At 60.6% G+C, this 17,980-nt stretch carries 17 protein-coding genes; 14 read left to right on the forward strand and 3 right to left on the reverse strand.

Annotated features, from left to right (window positions below; translation table 11 throughout):
• Window positions 1–18 precede the first annotated feature (18 nt).
• From AC5FXY_RS10635 to AC5FXY_RS10670, 8 genes are all read left to right on the forward strand, one after another.
• Window positions 19–1,731 (forward strand): TonB-dependent receptor, encoded by a 1,713-nt coding sequence (locus AC5FXY_RS10635; RefSeq protein ID WP_493556647.1) that lies wholly within the window; start codon window positions 19–21, stop codon window positions 1,729–1,731.
• 129 nt (window positions 1,732–1,860) lie between these two features.
• Window positions 1,861–2,994 (forward strand): HU domain-containing protein, encoded by a 1,134-nt coding sequence (locus AC5FXY_RS10640; protein ID WP_493556648.1) that lies wholly within the window; start codon window positions 1,861–1,863, stop codon window positions 2,992–2,994.
• 1 nt (window position 2,995) lies between these two features.
• Window positions 2,996–3,706, forward strand: a complete 711-nt coding sequence (locus AC5FXY_RS10645) for a MotA/TolQ/ExbB proton channel family protein (protein ID WP_493556649.1) — start codon at window positions 2,996–2,998, stop codon at window positions 3,704–3,706.
• Window positions 3,707–3,793: 87 nt separating this feature from the next.
• The gene (locus AC5FXY_RS10650) at window positions 3,794–4,201 is read left to right on the forward strand and encodes an ExbD/TolR family protein (RefSeq protein WP_493556650.1); all 408 of its coding nucleotides are present in this window, start codon (window positions 3,794–3,796) and stop codon (window positions 4,199–4,201) included.
• 109 nt (window positions 4,202–4,310) lie between these two features.
• Window positions 4,311–5,219 (forward strand): hypothetical protein, encoded by a 909-nt coding sequence (locus AC5FXY_RS10655; protein ID WP_493556651.1) that lies wholly within the window; start codon window positions 4,311–4,313, stop codon window positions 5,217–5,219.
• 84 nt (window positions 5,220–5,303) lie between these two features.
• A complete protein-coding gene (locus tag AC5FXY_RS10660; RefSeq protein WP_493556652.1) occupies window positions 5,304–6,617 on the forward strand; it encodes a bifunctional folylpolyglutamate synthase/dihydrofolate synthase in 1,314 nt (437 codons plus the stop codon).
• 75 nt (window positions 6,618–6,692) lie between these two features.
• Window positions 6,693–7,361 (forward strand): tRNA (guanosine(46)-N7)-methyltransferase TrmB, encoded by a 669-nt coding sequence (gene trmB / locus AC5FXY_RS10665; RefSeq protein ID WP_493556653.1) that lies wholly within the window; start codon window positions 6,693–6,695, stop codon window positions 7,359–7,361.
• A gap of 3 nt (window positions 7,362–7,364) precedes the next feature.
• Window positions 7,365–8,213, forward strand: coding sequence for a maleylpyruvate isomerase N-terminal domain-containing protein (locus AC5FXY_RS10670; protein ID WP_493556654.1), 849 nt, complete (start codon window positions 7,365–7,367; stop codon window positions 8,211–8,213).
• A gap of 14 nt (window positions 8,214–8,227) precedes the next feature.
• Here the strand turns inward: AC5FXY_RS10670 and trpF are convergent, their stop codons facing one another.
• Complete coding sequence (gene trpF / locus AC5FXY_RS10675) at window positions 8,228–8,851, reverse strand: phosphoribosylanthranilate isomerase (protein ID WP_493556655.1); 624 nt, start codon at window positions 8,849–8,851, stop codon at window positions 8,228–8,230.
• Window positions 8,852–9,035: 184 nt separating this feature from the next.
• On the opposite strand from trpF, the gene mnmA reads away from it, so the two are divergent.
• From mnmA to AC5FXY_RS10705, 6 genes are all read left to right on the forward strand, one after another.
• The gene (mnmA, locus tag AC5FXY_RS10680; protein WP_493556656.1) at window positions 9,036–10,211 is read left to right on the forward strand and encodes a tRNA 2-thiouridine(34) synthase MnmA; all 1,176 of its coding nucleotides are present in this window, start codon (window positions 9,036–9,038) and stop codon (window positions 10,209–10,211) included.
• 13 nt (window positions 10,212–10,224) lie between these two features.
• Complete coding sequence (locus tag AC5FXY_RS10685; protein ID WP_493556657.1) at window positions 10,225–10,920, forward strand: hypothetical protein; 696 nt, start codon at window positions 10,225–10,227, stop codon at window positions 10,918–10,920.
• Window positions 10,921–11,127: 207 nt separating this feature from the next.
• On the forward strand, window positions 11,128–12,816 hold the full coding sequence (locus tag AC5FXY_RS10690; RefSeq protein ID WP_493556658.1) for a S8 family peptidase: 1,689 nt from the start codon (window positions 11,128–11,130) through the stop codon (window positions 12,814–12,816).
• A 39-nt stretch (window positions 12,817–12,855) separates the two neighbouring features.
• A complete protein-coding gene (locus AC5FXY_RS10695) occupies window positions 12,856–13,179 on the forward strand; it encodes a hypothetical protein (RefSeq protein WP_493556659.1) in 324 nt (107 codons plus the stop codon).
• Window positions 13,180–13,240: 61 nt separating this feature from the next.
• Complete coding sequence (gene rpe / locus AC5FXY_RS10700) at window positions 13,241–13,936, forward strand: ribulose-phosphate 3-epimerase (protein WP_493556660.1); 696 nt, start codon at window positions 13,241–13,243, stop codon at window positions 13,934–13,936.
• A complete protein-coding gene (locus AC5FXY_RS10705) occupies window positions 13,936–16,455 on the forward strand; it encodes a TonB-dependent receptor (RefSeq protein ID WP_493556661.1) in 2,520 nt (839 codons plus the stop codon). Before rpe ends, AC5FXY_RS10705 begins: the two co-directional genes overlap by 1 nt.
• A gap of 123 nt (window positions 16,456–16,578) precedes the next feature.
• Here AC5FXY_RS10705 and AC5FXY_RS10710 read toward each other — a convergent pair whose 3' ends face one another.
• Window positions 16,579–17,298: a sterol desaturase family protein gene (locus AC5FXY_RS10710; RefSeq protein WP_493556662.1), complete on the reverse strand. Its 720-nt coding sequence runs from the start codon at window positions 17,296–17,298 to the stop codon at window positions 16,579–16,581.
• 69 nt (window positions 17,299–17,367) lie between these two features.
• Entirely contained in the window at window positions 17,368–17,979 is a 612-nt protein-coding gene (locus tag AC5FXY_RS10715; protein ID WP_493556663.1) for a Crp/Fnr family transcriptional regulator, read from the reverse strand.
• Window position 17,980: the final 1 nt, after the last annotated feature.

The following is a 17,980-nucleotide window of genomic DNA, read 5'->3' on the forward strand; positions in this document are numbered from 1 at the left end:
CCCAAGCCCAAGCTTTTCATGAGCGTTAGTTCTTCCCAACGCCTTACCCTAGCGGCCCTGCTGACCGCCGCCGCCGTGCCAACTTTGGCCCAGCAGCCCACCAAACCCAAGCCGCGTACCGGCCGAATTGAAGAAGCGGAAATTGAAATCGTAAAGGAGCGGGAAAACCAATTGCCCGAAGCTTCCCGCAACTACGATAAGGTGGAGATAGCCGCGCCGGCTCAGGCCGACCGCACGGTGCGCTACACCTTCCCTGACTTCCGCCTGCCCAGCCAGAACCTGAACCCCTCGGTACGGGTACTGACCATCAAGCAGGACGAGTTGGAGCCGCTGCAGGGCAATTACGCCCGACTGGGCGTGGGCAACTACGCCTCGCTGTTTGGCGAAGCGCACCTGCACACCACCCGCAACCAGGACCACGCGTTCGGCCTTGATCTGCGGCACCTATCGTCGGCCCGCGGGCCGGTAGACGGACGCAACTCGGCCGTGAGTCAGAGCCGGCTGGGCCTGCGTGGCGAAACCTACAACGGGCCGATGACGCTCGGGGCGAAGGTGAACTTCGGCCGTGACCGGGCCAACTTTTACGGCTACAGCCCAAACATAGAGCCCAAGCCCGACCCAAACGACATCCGGCAGGTATTCTACCGCGTGGATGCGCAGGTGTTTCTGCGCAACCGCGACACCAACGCCAAATTCCAGTACGACCTCGGCGCGGGCTACCGCTATTGGCAGGACCGCTTCCAAGCCAAGGAATCGGACCCGTATGCGCAGCTCCGGACGGCCTACTACGTGACCGAAAAGGGCCGCGTACGGCTGGATGGCGACCTGTCATTTATCTCGCAGAAAGACTCGGCGCTGTCGGTGAGCCGGCCGTTTGTGCAGGTGGTGGCGGCCTATGAGCAGAACATTGCCGGTCGGCTGGATGTATCGGTGGGGGCCACGCTGGGCTACACCGGCGACACCATCAACCGGGCCAAGCAGGTGAACGTGTTTCCGGCCGTGCGCGTGGGCTACGCCGTGGTGGAAGACAAATTTGTGCTGTTCGGCGGCCTGGGCGGCGGCATGCAGCGCGTGTCGCTGTATGAGCTAAGCCAGGAAAACGCCTGGCTAAACTCCCAGCAGCGCGTGGCCGACACCCGCCGCGGCCCCACGGTATTCTTCGGCTTCAATGCCGCGCCAGCTCGGGCCTTGCAGGCTTCGGTGAAGGTGACCATGGCTAACGACCGGAACCTGTACTTCTATAACAACTCGCGCCGCGACTCCACGAAGTTTGATTTGGTGTATGACCGCAAAGCCACCCAGTTCCTGAACGTGCACGGCGAGCTGATTTACAACGCCGCCGAGCGGGTACGCGTGGGCGCCAAGCTGGATTACAACCGCTACAACGTGCGTACGCTGCAGGAGCCTTTCCACCGGCCCAACTTCCAGGGGGTATTCTTTGCTTCGTACAACACGAACGATAAGCTCATGCTAGGCAGCGAGCTGTACGTGCTCAGCTCCAGCTACGGTTCAGTGCTGCGGCGTACGGCAACGTTGCCCGTTCAATTCAACGAAATACGCCGTCAGACCGACGCCGTTATCGACCTGAACCTGCGCGCCGATTACCGCTTTTCAGAAAATCTGTCTTTCTTTGTTTTGGGCAACAACCTACTGGGCCGCAAGTACGAGCGTTTCTTGAACTATCCGTCCAAGGGCATCAACGTACTTGCCGGCGCGGGCTACCAGTTCTAAGCGGCTGATAGCCTCTGTGTTGCCGAGCCGCCGGCTGCTTGTGTAAGCAAGGAGTTGGGCGGCTCGGGTGGCAGATAGAGGAGCCTGATTGAGTATCAACCAGCATTCGTGCAGCTAACTGACCACACTTTGCAGCTAACTGACCACATCCAGCACCTGCTCCGGGACCATGACTGTGTCATTATCCCGGATTTTGGCGGCCTAATTGCGGATTATGAGCCCGCGCGCCTTCACCCGGTCCGCCACACGCTGGCTCCCCCGACCAAACGGGTGGCTTTCAACCAGGCCCTGACCCGCAACGACGGCCTGCTGGTGGATGCCATCAGTCGCACCAATGCCGTGGGGGCCGCGCAGGCCCGCCAGCAAGTGCGTGATGCCGTGGTCCGCATGCAACAGGAGCTTGATGAGCAGCAGCGCACCGAACTACCGGGAATTGGCGTGTTTCGCCGCCTGCCCGGCAGCGGCCTCGATTTTGAATACACTGGCCAGCAAAACCTGCTACCCGCCAGCTACGGCCTGCCCGAGCTGACTTCGCGCCCCGTGCGCGCAACCGATGCGCTGATGGCCCGCGAGCGAAGCCACCAGCCTGCTCAGCCACTACTGGCGGCCGGACGACGGAGCGGTGTGCGCCGGTGGGTTACGTCCAGCCTAGTGGTATTGTCTTTAGGCTTAGCGTTTGCGGCTAATTACCAGGCGGCTTTGTCGCTGGGAAACCTGCCGGACGAGTGGCGCCTGAGCTTCTTTAAGCCGGAGCCCGGGCCCGCCAAAGTCGTACAGGCCGCTAACTTGGCCGCGCCCGTATGGGCGGAAACAGCAGTGCCGGATGGTACGCCCGAAGCCCAACCGGAAATCGGATGGCCGGCAACTGAACCGGCCGCTAGCAGCGCCGAAGTGGCAGCTCCGGCGGAGGCTGCCAAGCCCACCGCGCCCGTGAAGGTTGCAACCCCGGCTAAGGCAACTGCGTCAGTAGCGGCACCGGCGGCTAGCAGCGGCAATACCACAATTTCCGGCAGCACCAATCGTTTCTACGTAGTGGTGGGCAGCTTCAACACCTGGAACTCGGTGGAGAAGGCCCGCAAGAACATGGCTGCCAAGGGCAAAACGGCCCAGGTATTGATGCCCCGCCGGGGTACGAAGCTTGTGAAAGGCAGCCGCTACTTCCGCCTTTCCGTCGCCGATTACACCGATCAGGCATCGGCCTACAAAAGCCTGCCCGCCCTGCGTCAGCAGTACGGCAAAGACATCATGGTACTTAACTATTAACATGTTTTCACCCTTCCTGCTGCAGATAACCACCGCTGCAGCCGACTCCACCGCCAACCCGGATGCGGCCGCCGCTGCCGCTCCCGGAGCCCAACCTGATTCCTTGTCGGTTATTGATCTGGTCTTCCAAGGAGGCTGGGTTATGCTGCCGATTTTTGTGCTGTCATTCATCTCCATTTACATCATCATCGAGCGGTACATCACCATTCGGAAAGCCGCGGCGCTGCCCGAAGGGTTCATGAACCAAATTCGGAACCTGATGGTAAAAGGCGACCTGCAGGGCGCTAAGATGCTCACCGCCCAAACGGCTTCGCCGCTGGCGCGCATGATTGAGAAAGGCATTCGCCGCATCGGCCTGCCGCTGAAAGAGATTGAAACCAGCGTTGAGAACGTAGGCAAAGTAGAAATTGCCCGCCTCGAGAAGAACATCAGCATTCTCGGCATCATCGCCGGTATTGCCCCGATGCTCGGCTTCGTGGGTACTATCATCGGGGTTATCAAAATCTTCTACGCCATCAGCACCACCGGTGACTTCGGTATTGCCCAGATTTCGGGCGGTCTGTACACTAAGATGGTGACGTCGGCTGCTGGTCTGATCGTAGGCATCATTGCCCACACCGGCTACCATTGGCTGACTATCATGGTAGAGCGCCTGGTGTTCCGTATGGAAAACTCGGCCATCGAGTTCATGGACATTCTTCAGGATAACTAATTGATAAAATGGTCGGGTGGTTAAATGGCTGGTCGTTCTGGCAGAACAATCAACCGTTTAACCATTTGATATTTCAACCATTCACCCATGGATTTAAGCCGTCGTCGTAAGCTTGCCTCGCACGTCGAGACCGGAGCGATGAACGACATCATGTTCTTCCTGATGTTGTTCTTCCTGATCGTCTCGACGATGGTCAATCCCAACGTGATTAAGCTGCTGCTGCCCAACGCCCGCTCGGGCAAGGCCGTAATGAAGCAGACGATCAACGTATCGGTAACGGCCGATGGGCAGTACTTCCTAGACCGCACGCCGGTAGCGGCCGGCGGGCTGGAAGATGCCCTGCGCCGCCGCACCACCGAAGCCGATCAGACCACCGTCGTGCTGCGCGTCGACAAAGCATTGAACGTGCAGAAGCTGGTAGATGTATTGGAGATTGGCAACCGCCTCAAGATTAAAATGGTAATGGCCACGGCCGCCGAGCAGGCGGGTGGGTAAGGCCAAGCCAACTATACCACAGGGCTTGGCCCGTAACTTGCCCCGGTGACCTGGAACCTCAGACGCACCGGGGCGTTGTTTTAGAAGAACTTTTCAAACCGCACATACCATGGCCGTTGAATTTCGCCAGGAGCACCGCCGCGAGGCCCTCATCGGGACCGTGGTGCTGCACGGGCTGCTGGCTGCGTTGTTTCTGCTGATTGTGTTCAAGAACCCGCCCGACGATGTGGTGCTCACCGGCGGTGGCGGCGTGGAACTGAACTACGGACTGGATGAGGCCGGCTACGGCGATAACCAGACCACCGCGCCCGCCAACGACTCGCCCAACCGTGAAGACAGCCGCCCGCCTGCCCAGCAGCCCGACCCCGAGCCGCAGCAGGCCCGGCAGCCGGTAACACCGGTGCAAGAGTCGCCGCAGGAAAAGATCGTGACCAGCGACGTGGAGGAAACCGACGTAAAGGTGCCACCAGTAGACAAAGCCCCACCGGCAAAGCCCCGCGAAGAACCCGCTAAGCAGCCAGAACCGGAGCAACCCAAAGTCAACCAGCGGGCCTTGTTTACGCCCCGCGGCGCCACGGCCAACACTGGCGGCAACGGCACCAGCGGCACGAGCAGCCAAGCCGCCGGCAACAACAACGGCGACCGGCCCGGCAGCGTGGGCGACCAGGGCAGCCCCGACGGCACCCTTGACGGCCGCGCCCTTTACGGCACCCCCGGCAGCGGTGGCGGTAGCGGGGGCGGCGACGGCATGGGCGACGGTTTCGGCAACAGCGGCTGGGCTTTCGAAACTACGCCCCGCGTGGAGCCCCTCGATAACGAAGGCGGTTACGTCCGCCTGAAAATTCGCATCGACGAAGACGGCGAAATTATTTCGGTAACCAAGGTGGCCAGCAACATGTCTTCGCGGCAGGTGCAGGCATGCATTGATGCCGTGAGCAACAAAGCCACCTTCCGCCGGGTGAAGGGCGGTACAGGCGGAGCTACTGGCTTTTACACTTACCGTTTCCGGGTAGAATAGCCTGCTTCCGTAGGGAATTCAGCGCCGTCGGTCGGTTTTCTCCGGCCGGCGGCGTTTTTTTGCGCCCTGATTCTTTTCCTCGCCATGACTTACGCCGAAACCCTCGAGTACCTGTACACCCGGCTGCCCATGTTTCAGCGGGTGGGCGCGGCCGGGTTCAAAAACGGCCTGCAGGGAATCCAGCGGCTGAGCGAGGTGCTAGGTCACCCGGAGCGCCGCTTTCGCAGCGTGCACGTGGCCGGCACCAACGGCAAGGGAAGCAGCTCACACTTGCTGGCGGCCATCCTGCAAAGCGCCGGGTACAAGACCGGCTTGTACACCTCGCCGCACCTGCGCGAGTTCACGGAGCGCATCCGGCTAAACGGGCAAGAGCTGGCGCCTGACTACTTAGTGGCTTGGGTGGAAAAGTGGCGCGACCTGTTTGAACAAAACCAGCCGTCGTTTTTCGAGATGTGCGTGGCGCTGTGCTACGATTACTTCGCGGCCGAGCAGGTGGATATTGCGGTGATAGAAGTAGGGCTGGGCGGCCGCTTGGATTCCACCAACATCATTACGCCGCTGGTTTCGCTGATTACCAACATCAGCTACGACCACCAAGCTATTTTGGGCGATACGCTGCCGCAGATTGCTGCCGAAAAGGCGGGTATTATCAAGCCCGGTGTCCCGGCCGTCATCAGCCAGACGCAACCCGAAACCGCCCCGGTGTTTCAACAAGTGGCGCAGCAGCAAGGCGCTCCGCTAACCTTTGCCGATACCCAATACCGCGCCGAGCTGCTGCACGATGAACCCGCCGCGGCCAGTCAACATTTGCGCGTGTGGCGTGGTAGAGAAGTCTGGTTTCACGATGCCGAACTAGGCTTGGTGGGCGATTATCAACGCCTGAACTTGGCTGGAGTATTGGCGGTGGTGGAAGAGTTACGGCGGCAGGGCTTCGCCATTAGCGACGAGCATATCTTGACGGGCCTACGCGATGTGCAGGCGCTGACGGGGCTGCGTGGCCGCTGGCAGGTAATTGGGCAGGCGCCACTGACGGTGTGCGACACGGCCCACAACGAGGCGGGCATTCGGCTGGTAGTGCAGCAACTGAACCGGCTGACTTACCAACGGCTGCACGTGGTGTTGGGCATGGTCAATGACAAGGAGCTGGGCAAGGTGCTCCAACTACTACCAACCGACGCGACTTATTACTTTTGCGCCGCCAATATTCCTCGCGCGCTGCCGCCCACCGAGCTGGCAGTGCAAGCGGCTGCTCATGGGCTGGCAGGGCAGGCTTGGGGCTCGGTAGCCGCAGCCCTGGCAGCGGCCCGGCAGCAGGCCTCTGCGCAGGACGTCATTTACGTGGGGGGAAGCACCTTCGTGGTGGCGGAAGTGCCCGACCTGTACCCAGGCCAGGCTTGATACTACTTCCGGCTGCAGGCCTAAAACCGACTTCTCACTTCTTCTTACTTAGTACTCCGGTACACATTTCCCTTCATGGGTCGAATCAAACTCAAGCGCTTTGCCGAAAATGCGCAACGCGCCGACATCATCGAGCCGGGTAAAGAAACCTTCGGCGCCCTGCGCGGCAGGTGGCACAGCGACTTCTTTCGCAACGATCATCCCATTACCCTGGAAGTAGGCTGCGGCAAAGGCGAATACACCGTGGGGCTGGCTGCGCGCTACCCCGAACGCAATTTCCTGGGACTGGACATCAAAGGGGAGCGGATGCACCGCGGCAGTAAGTTGGCCGAAGAGCAAGGCCTCACGAATGTCGGGTTTCTGCGTACCCAGGCCGAAACCCTGCTGGAACACTTCGCGCCCGGCGAGCTGGACGAAATCTGGATTACTTTTCCCGATCCGCGCCCGCGCCTCGGCGACACCAAACGCCGCCTCACCGCCCCGCGCTTTCAGGAACTATACCAACAGCTCTTGCGGCCCGGCGGCTTGGTACACCTCAAGACTGATTCGGAACTGCTTTTCGATTACAGCCTGGAACTGCTGCAGGAGCGGCAGGCCCCTAATCTGGTGTACACGAAAGATCTGTATCAGACCACAGGGTTATTGCCGCACGCCTACGATATTCAAACCACCTACGAGCGGAAATACCGCGAACTAGGCGTGCCCATCAAATACCTGCATTTTTCCTTCGAGCCCAAATCCTAAGCCATGAGTGAGCAGCTGCCCATCGATACCCTGGCGTTGTTTCCGGAACTTGATGAGCAACTGCTCACTTATTTGCGCAGTCTGAGCGCCGTTGAATGGGAGCGGCAGACGCTGGCCCCGCGCTGGAAGGTGATGGACGTGGCCCTGCACCTGCTCGATGGCAACCTGCGTACCCTTTCCATGCTGCGCGACGGCTACGTAGGCATTCAGCCCTCGGGAGACTTATCGAACTACAACGGGCTGGTGGCTTCTCTGAATCAGCTCAACGCCGATTGGATTACGGCCACGCGCCGGCTAAGCCCGGCAGTGGTAATAGGACTGCTGGAGCAGTGGGGAAAAGAATACACCGCTTTCCTGGAAACACTGGACCCGTGGGCACCGGCAGCGTTTTCGGTGGCTTGGGCGGGCGAAAGCCAATCCCAGAACTGGTTTCACGTGGCGCGAGAATACACCGAAAAGTGGCACCACCAGCAACAGATTAGGCAGGCAGTGGGGCGCGGCGAGGCCGAACTGCTGCAACACCACCTGTACGAGCCGTACCTGCGTACTTCCATGCGGGCCCTGCCGCACCACTACCGCGCCGTAACAGCGCCCGAGGGTACGCTCTTGCAAGTAGTGATAAAAGCGGAGCACGATTACCACTGGTGGCTACGACAAGAAGGCCAGCACTGGGTTCTGCAGGAAGATGCGCCCTCCGAAATGCCTACGACCACCGTCACCATTGATGGCGCCGTGGCCTGGCGCTTGCTTAGCAAGGAGCTAGACGCCGAAACCGCTGCCCAACGCGTGCAAGTGCACGGTGAACAGCGGTTCGGTGAGAAAATCCTGCAGCTGACGGCCGTAATGGCCTGAGCCGCCAGCAGAGCTTATTCTATTTCTAGTTCTTCAAATACGGCTTCCATCTCGCTGAAGTCGCGCAGGCCAGGCCGGATTTCGTCGCCGCCTTCTAGGACCAAGCCTTTCGGGCTCACCATCGTTATCAACTCGCGCACGGAAGCCGTGGCGAAGCCAGGCGCCAACCAGATGGGGTAGGTGCGGGCCTGTTCGGTAAGGTGAGCGAGCTGCATATTGCTGAGTGGCTGGGGCGGCAAATCGGCTAGCACCAGGCCCGCGGCATGCGGTGCCATGGAACGAAACCGATTGTCCACGTCTTCGGGCAGCATGTCCGGAATCCACTTGACGAGCACCATGGCTGGTAGCATCAGGGCCGCCATTTCCTCGGGGCTACGCAGGCTGTGCAGCAGCACGGCATGCAGGCCGCACTGTTGGGCAAGGCTGTTAATTTGCTCAGCGGGCAGGGAGTCGAACTCCCCTACGATCTGCACGCCGGCCACCCAGCTACTGAGCTCCTGCACCAGTTCGGGCGTGACGGCGCCGGGCAGGGTAGGGTCGAGACGGAAGGTGAGGTAGTCGGCGCCCATGCCGGCGCAGTAGCGCGCATCGGAAAGATTATTTACGCCGCGAACGATTACGGAGGTGAGTAGTGCCAAGGCAGGAAGGTAACAGGTGACAGGAAGTAGGTAACACGTAACCAACCGCTAGCAGGGCGTACGGGGCGCCTGTCACTTGTTACCTGTCACCTCTAACCAAAACAAAGGTAGGAAACCCGGACGGGCCTTCGTGTGTTACCTTTGCCACTTCGGCCGCGAACTTTGACCTCGCGGGCGCTACCTTATGAATACAGATACCAACTCAGCGCCGGCTAAAGGCCGCGTACTCGTCGCCATGAGCGGCGGCATCGATTCCTCCGTGGCAGCCGTGATGCTGCACGAGCAGGGCTACGAAGTGGTCGGCATGACCATGAAAACCTGGGACTACGCCACCGCTGGCGGTTCCAAAAAAGAAACCGGCTGCTGCTCGCTTGATTCCATCAACGACGCCCGCGACGTGGCCGTGCAACTCGGCTTCCCGCACTTCATTATCGATATCCGGAACGAGTTCGGGGACCACGTCATCGACGATTTTACCAACGAGTACCTGGCCGGTCGTACGCCCAACCCCTGCGTGCTTTGCAACACCCACATCAAGTGGGATGCTCTGCTGCGCCGTGCTGACCAACTTGGTTGCCAGTACATAGCCACAGGCCACTACGCCAACGTGCGCCACGAAAATGGGCGCTACGTCATCAGCAAAGGCCTCGACGAGAGCAAGGACCAGTCATACGCCTTGTGGGGCGTGTCACAGGAAAGCCTGGCCCGCACCATTTTCCCGTTGGGCAAGCTGCGCAAATCGGAAATCCGGCAGATGGCCACTGACCGCGGTTTCATGGAGCTGGTGAACAAGCCGGAGAGCTACGAAATCTGCTTTATTCCCGACAATGACTACCGCGGCTTCCTGAAGCGCCGCGTGGAAGGCCTGGAAGAGCGCGTGAAAGGCGGCAAGTTCGTGCTGACCGACGGCACCGCCGTGGGCACCCACGAGGGCTACCCGTTTTACACCATCGGGCAACGCAAGGGCCTGGGCGTGACGCTAGGCTACCCAGCGTACGTGGTCGAAATTCGACCCGAAACCAATGAAGTGGTACTCGGCAACTTCGATGAGCTGGCGCGCACCGCTACCGTGGTGGGGCGGCTGAACATGGCCAAGTACCCGTCGCTGGAAGGCCGTGGGCTGGTGCCGGCCGTTACGAAAGTGCGGTACAATCACCCGGGCGCGGCGTCGTTTTTGGAGGAGAAGGACGGAAAGATGTACGTTTACTTCCCCGAGCCCGTTCACGCCATTGCACCCGGCCAGGCCGCTGTATTTTACGAAGGTCTGGACGTGATAGGGGGCGGTTGGATTGAGCGAAGCCCGAGTAATCTGGCCGCGCCCATTTCGCTGCCGGTTATCGGGGCCCAGGCTACGGTTTAACAATTTTTATTCTATGCTGCGTCGCGTATTAGTAGCTGCAAGCCTGGCCATGGGCTTGGGGCTGATGGGATGTGAAAACACTTCCGAAGCTCCCATGGAGATGGGCAAGGATTACTACCCCTTGAAGGTGGGTGCCGAGCGCATCTATAATGTGGAGGTGAAAACCTGGCGCGACAACCGCGTGACGGCCACTGCCACCTCGCAGCTGCGCGAGCGAATGACGGAAACGTATCGCGACGCGGCCGGCAAGCTCACCTATAAAGTGGAGCGCTCCGTGCGCGACAACGCCTCCGCGTCCTGGCGCGTCGACAGCATCCAGACCCTGACCGTGAACGAGCGCAACCTGCTGCTCACCCGCAGCAACCTGCGTACGGTGGAACTGGTGTTTCCGGTGCGCAGCGGCGAGGAGTGGAACAAGAACGCCTTCAACGACCGGGATACCATTGTGGCCGTAAATCGGCGCTACGAAACCGTGGGGGAGCCGTTTGAAGTCGGCAACCGCACTTACCCGACGACCGCCTCCACGCTGGATGAAGCCCAGAACAATGCCATCTACCTGGATGTGCAGCGGCAGGTGTACGCCAAGGGAGTGGGACCGGTGTACCGGGAGTGGCGCAAGCTGAACTACTGCCAGAATCCCAACATCTGTTCTGTGGGTACCAGCTACATCCAAACGGGTACTGAGCGCCGCGAAACGCTGGTGCAATAATCTTCTGACGCAGTAAATCACTATGCAACGCCCTCCGGTAGCCTTGGCTGCCGGAGGGCGTTGTGCGTAGAAGGCAAGTGCAGCATGCGCGTCGGAAAAAGGAACCCAGACAAAGGAGCCTGCTGTATGTTACTAGTACTCGGGGTTTACTCTCTTGAGGGCTAAGTACAATTCAGTATCTTGTCCGGGTTAACATTATTCTGCCCCATGCGCGTTTCTTCCCTGTGTTTTTTGCTGGGTTTGATGGTCGGTTCGGAAGCCGAGGCTGCCACGCCACCGCAGCGCCCGACGGCCACGGTGCGGCGGCACCTGGTGTACTTCCGCGACAAAGCCGGTACGCCTTACACCGCCACTCAGCCTCAGGCCTTTCTTTCGGCCCGCTCGGTGCAGCGGAGGCAGCGGCAGGGAATTGCCGTTTCGGGCAGGGATTTGCCGGTGTCGCCAACTTACACCACCCAGGTGCGCAATACTACCGGGGTGCAGCTGGTATACACTTCGCGCTGGTTTAATGCTGCCGTGGTAGAGTGTGACTCGGCCGCGCTCGGCCGCTTGCAGGCTCTGCCATTTGTGCGCTCGGCAGCTACGCTAAACCGTGCAGCCGCCACGCGGCCCCAGCCAGTTGTACCACCGCGCATCAGCACACCAAGCGCGCCCACCGCGGCTCGTAATGCTTCCTACGGCCAGGCTTACTGGCAAGCGGATATGATCGGCGCTATAGCCATGCACAACGCCGGCTACCGCGGCGAGGGCATGCACATTGCCGTGTTCGATGCGGGTTTTCCGGGCGTGAATCAAATGCAAGCCTTCGAGCCGCTGCGCCAAGAAGGACGCATTCTGAGCACGTTTGACTTCGTCGACAAAGACCGGACGGTGTACGAGAAGAACAGCCACGGTACGCTAACGCTGTCGACTATGGCGGCCAGCCAGTCGGGTTATTACATCGGTACGGCGCCCAAGGCCAGCTACCATCTCATGATAACGGAGGATGTGCGCTCCGAGCACCCGGTGGAAGAAGTCAACTGGCTAATTGCGGCGGAGTACGCCGATTCGGTAGGGGTAGACGTCATTAGCTCCTCGCTGGGCTATACTACTTTCGACTTTCCCTCGCGCGATTACACGTACCAAGACCTGAACGGGCGCACCGCCATTTCCAGCCGCGCCGCTACCATGGCCGCCCGCGTGGGCATACTGGTAGTCAACTCGGCTGGTAACGATGGCGGCAACGGGTGGCGCTACATCGGCGCCCCGGCCGATGCCGACTCCGTGCTGACGGTGGGCGCCGTAGACTCCTTGCGCAACCAGGCGTTCTTCAGCTCCATCGGTCCGACGGCCGATAACCGCATCAAGCCCAACCTGGCGGCGCAAGGTGTGGCGTCGGCTGCGGTGGCTCCGAGCAACGCCGTGATTCGCGGCAACGGCACTTCCTACGCCTGCCCGATTCTGGCCGGTATGGCTGCCGGCTTCTGGCAAGCCAACCCCACGCTTACTGCCCAACAGGTTATTCAGTGGCTTCAGCGTAGCGGCTCGCAGGCCAACAACCCCGACAATTTCAAGGGTTACGGCATTCCGAACTTTGTGCAGGCCTATAACTTGGTTAACCCCAATACGCCGCTTTCCTCTAGCAGTGCGCGCCCAACGGCCGATCAACTGAGTGTATTCCCCAATCCGGCCGGACAGGAATTGGCGTTGTACCTACCCGAGGCGTACCGCCGCCGGCCGCTGCGCGTACGTGTCCACAGTGTGACGGGAAGCTTGGTAGCGGAGCAGGAATTGAAGCCCGTAACGGGCGAAAAAGCCGAACTGCAACTCGGCGGGCTCAAGCCCGGAACCTATACCTGTACGGTAGAGGGCGGAGCCGATTTGCCGTCCCGGACGGTGCGGTTTGTTCAGCAATAAAGCGGCACCTTCCGCGTTGGCGGGTTGTTAATACTGACTATGCTTCAATTAATGGTAACCAAGCGAATTGGCCGGCGCCAATTCCACTTTACAGTGCAGGGCGGCTCGTTTCACGAAGTAGTGGCTGAGTACGACCGCCTTAGTTTTCCCGATGTACATGCCTGTGGCCTGTGCGGCTCCGATAACCTGGAACTGTCTTCCCGCGTGGCGCAGGACAAGTTCAAGTACACCTCGGTGAAATGCCTGGACTGCCGCGGCGACGTGACCTTCGGCAAAATGCAGCGCGACGACCAGACCGTGTTCCTGCGTCGCCGCGACAACGGTGAGCTGGACTGGCAGCCGTACCGCCGCAACGAACAATAACCTTTTTTCTCTTCTCGGGCCCACCGCGTTACGCGGTGGGCCCTTTTTGTACCTTCGCGGTATGAGTTCCTCCCGCCGTATTGCTCCCTTGCTGGCGCCCTCGCTGCTGGCCGCCGATTTTGCCAATCTGCAATCCGAAACCCAGCGCCTCGCCGGCAGCGCCGCCGACTGGCTGCACTGCGACATCATGGACGGCCGTTTCGTGCCGAACATTTCCTTCGGCATCCCGGTGCTCGAAGCCATCCGGCGCCACGCGAAGCAGCCGCTGGACGTGCACCTCATGATCGAGGACCCGCAGAATTACCTGGAGGCCTTCCGCAACGCCGGCGCCGAAATCCTGACCGTGCACTACGAAGCCTGCCCTCACCTGCACCGTGTAATCCAGCAAATCAAAAAGCTGGGCTGCCGCGCCGGCGTGGCATTGAATCCGCACACGCCCGCCTGGGTGCTGCAGGATATTGCCGCCGATATTGACTTGGTGTGCATAATGTCCGTCAACCCCGGCTTCGGTGGCCAGAGCTTCATCCCGCATACACTGCAGAAAGTGGCCGAGCTGAAAGAATTGCTGACTGATTGCGGCTCCGATGCGCTGATTGAAGTAGATGGCGGTGTAAACCAGGAGAATGCCGTGCCGCTGGTGGAAGCCGGCGCCGATGTGCTGGTGGCCGGTTCATTCGTGTTCAACTCCCCAGACCCCATCGCCACGCTGGCCGATATGCGGGCGCAACTCTCCGCTGTTATTGCCGCCGACAATTAATGGTCGTACATCGAACTCACTTGCTGACAGCCGCTGCGCTGCGCGGGCTGCTGTGGCTGCCTGCTCCGTTGGTGCTGGTCTCAGCGCCGGGTTATGCTCAGGAGCAAGCGGCCACCGTGGAGCTGCGCGGTACCGTGCGCGATGCCGCCGGCACTGCTCTGGAGCAAGTGTCAGTAGCGGTGGAAGGCCAGCCCGGCGGCGTGAATACCGATGACGCGGGCCGCTTCCGCCTTTCGGTGGCCCGCCCCGCCGCCGACCGGCCCCTGGTGCTGGTGCTGCGCCGCCTCGGCTACACCACCCAGCGGCGGACCATCTCGGCGCGGGAGCTAGCTGCCGGCCGTGTGGAAGTGGACGTAGCCCTGCAAGCCGATCAAAAGGCCATCGACAACGTGACCGTGCGCGGGCAGCGCATGGAGGACACCCGCGAGCAGGTTAGCCTGACGCAGCTGGACCCGCGAACGGCCAAGGAAATTCCGTCGGCTTTCGGCGACTTCAACAAGATTCTGACCACGCTGCCCGGCGTGGTAGCCAACAACGAACTGACCAGCACTTACTCGGTGCGCGGCGGCAACTACGACGAAAACCTCGTCTACGTCAACGGCATCGAGATTTACCGGCCGTTTTTGGTCACGGCCGCCCAGCAGGAAGGCCTGAGCTTTGTCAATCCCGACCTGGTCGACCGCGTGGAGTTTGCCTCAGGTGGCTGGCAGCCGCGCTACGGCGACAAGCTGTCGTCGGTGCTGAGCATCGAATACAAGCAACCGGTGCGCCGGGCCGCTTCCGCCACTGCCAGCCTGGTGGGCGGGGCCGCGCACCTGGAGTCGGTGTCCAAATCGGGCCGGGTGAGCTACTTGGCGGGCGTGCGCTACAAGAATGCGCAGTACGTGCTTCGCTCGCTGCGGGGCGCCCAGGGTGCTTACGACCCCACGTACGTCGACGGGCAACTGTACATCCGCGCCGGCCTCGGGCCCAAGGATGATCCGCAGCGCACCAGCCTGGGCGTACTGGCCACGGCCGCGCGCAACGATTTTCGCTTCGCGCCCCAAACCGGGCAGGTGACCTTCAGCACCGGTACCAATCAATTTCAGCGGCTGTTCATCTTCTACGATGGCCGCGAGCGGATGCAGTACGACACCTACCAAGGCGGGCTGAACCTCACGCATCATTTCACCCCGAAGCTGACCGGCGAGTTGATCGGCGGCGGCCTGATTACCCGCGAGTGGGAATTCCGCGACGTGGAAGCGGCCTACCGCTTGTCCGACATCAACCGCGACCCGAACTCGCCCGATTTTAACCAAGCCGTGCGCCAGCGCGACGTAGGTTCCCGCTTCGACCATTCGCGCAACCGCCTGGGTGCCTGGCTGGGTACTTTGGAAGCCCGTGCCGCCTACGAGCCTACACCACGTCATACCATCCGTTTCGGCGTGAAAGGCGGAATGGAGCACATCAATGATCGTCTCGACGAATACACCTTTGTCGATTCGGCCGACTTCGTGCCAGCGCAGCGCTTCACGCGTCTGCGCACCGATCTGGACCTGAATTCCAACCGCGTGCAAGGCTACGGCCAGCATACCTGGCGGCTCGATTCACTCAAGACGCTGACCTACGGGGTGCGGATGCACTACTGGTCCGTGAATAATCAGCTCACGGTGAGCCCCCGGGTGCAGTATGCCGCCACCAGCCGCCGCAACCCGCGCCTGTCGTACAAAGCCGCCACCGGCCTGTATTACCAGCCGCCGTTTTACCGCGAGCTGCGCGACCAGCAGGGCTTGTTGAACCGGGACCTGAAAGCGCAACGTTCCGTGCACGTCATCACCGGCACCGAGTACCGCTTCAATTACTTCGGGCGCCCGTTCCAGTTCAGCGGCGAGGTATACTTTAAATATCTTACCGATGTCATCCCATACGACATCGACAACGTGCGCCTGCGCTACTTTGCCCGCAACATCGCCAAAGCGTACGCGGCCGGCGTCGATGCGCGCATCAGCGGGGAGTTTGTGCGCGGGGCCGAGTCGTGGTTTAGTCTGGGCGTGCTCACCACCCGCGAAGACCTGCAGGGTGACTCTGTGTCGGTGTACAATTCCGACGGGGTCGTAATCGGCCGCAAGGAGCAGGGCTACATCCGCCGGCCCAGCGACCAGCGACTAAACCTCGGGGTGTTTTTCCAGGACCATTTGCCCAACAACCCCTCAGTTCGTGGTTACGTGAACGTGGTGTTTGGCACGGGCTTACCGTTTAGCCCGCCCGGCCTGCCCGAGCTGCGCGGCACCAGCAAGCTCACCCGCAGCTACAAGCGCGTGGATTTGGGCTTCTCCAAAGTAGTGACCGTGCGCAACGACCAGCAGCGCCGTTTCTACGAGCCGGAAAGCATCTGGATTGGCGTGGAAGCGCTTAACATTCTGGCTGCCAATAACGTGGCCGGCTATAGCTACGTGCAAGACCTAAACGGCCTGACCTACGGCGTACCGAATTACTTGTCGCAGCGGGTGTTCAATCTGCGGGTTATTGCGCGGTTCTGAACCACAACCGACTGTGTTGTTATAAAGCCGAGGCCCACCTGATAACAGGTGGGCCTCGGCTTTGTGAGCAGCCAGAGCATATTGTCAAGGCTATCAGGGGTGGATGCCATTTGTATGTCCTTGTTACTGCTTGTGCACGTCGCGAAAGCGCAGCATGTCTACCAAGCGTTCTTCTTTTTCCGGGTCGAAGCCGCAGGTGGAGCGGAATTCCTTGGGGTTGCGGTAGGTGCCGAAAAGCATGTCCCACCACACGATGTCGCCGTAATTATGGGAGTGCTGCTCATACTCGTGGTGAATGCGGTGCATTTCGGGCCGCTGAAAAATGTAGCCGATCCACTGCGGCGTGCGCACGTTGGTGTGGTAGAAAAACTCGCCCAGGGCCGTGCATAGTGTATACACCGCGCCGGCGGCCGGGCTCAGCCCCAGAAAGGTGAAGACCAGCAGCGTACCGATAATGGAATTTACCACCATTTCTACTGGGTGCTTGTAGAAGGAGGTAATGACCTCCAGCCGCTGCGGGCTGTGGTGAATCTGGTGAAAATGCAGCCAGAGGAAATCCACCCGGTGGCGCCCGCGGTGCCACCAATAAAACACGAATGTGGCAATGAGATAAGCCAGGCCGCCGCCCAAGACCGGTCCCACGTGTGCCGAGAGGTGAAAGACGGAATAGGCCGAAAGCCACTTTTCCCAGCTCAGGCCGGCCACCACTACCACCAGCAACTGCACTGCATTAAGGGCCAGCACCCGGGTGGGCCAGGTGCGCACGGCCGGCAGGCGCCAGCCGGGGTACAGTCGTTCGAGAATAAAGCAACCGACGAAAACGGCGAAAATGATGGGTAACATGGCGGTTAGGATGAGGTGTAAGTACCTGCCAAAAGTCCCGCCGTGCCGCCGTCTTACGCTTGATAAATATCAATTTCGCTCCTGGGCCTGCTGGGCCCGAATCCGGCTAATGGTTTCGGGGGTGACGCCCAGGTAAGAAGCCAGGTGTTTCAAAGGAATGCGCTGCAATGCAGCCGGAAACGACTGCAGTAGCTGGGCGTAGCGCTGGTCCGCCTTCAACAGCCGCAACTGCTGCGTGCGCTGTTCGCTCAGTACATAATAATGTTCCGTCAGCACGCGGCCCACCAGGTTGAACTCCACAAACTCCCTGTACAGCTGCTGTAGTTGCTCGTGGCTGATGGACCACAGCACGCTATCCTCCAAAAGCTCGATGTATTCCTGCGAAGGCGTGCGCGTTAGAAAGCTGACGATGGAAATGATAAAGTCGCCTTCGCGCATAAACCAGGCGTTGGCTTCGCGACCCTCGTGCAGGTAATAGCCGCGAACCAGCCCGGTTTCAATAAAATAAATGCGCCCAGCTACAAGGCCAGGCGCTAACAGTTGGTAACGGGCGGGGTGCTGCTCGCGGCGCATCAGGTGCCGCAGGGCTTGTTGGCAGGCTTCCGACAGCGGCGCAATGGCCGCCAACCGCTGCAGCAACGCGGCCGGCCCGGGCTCTACCGAAGCTGCGTCGGGCGTCATG

The sequence above is a fragment of the Hymenobacter sp. FMD4 genome (genome assembly GCF_058932745.1).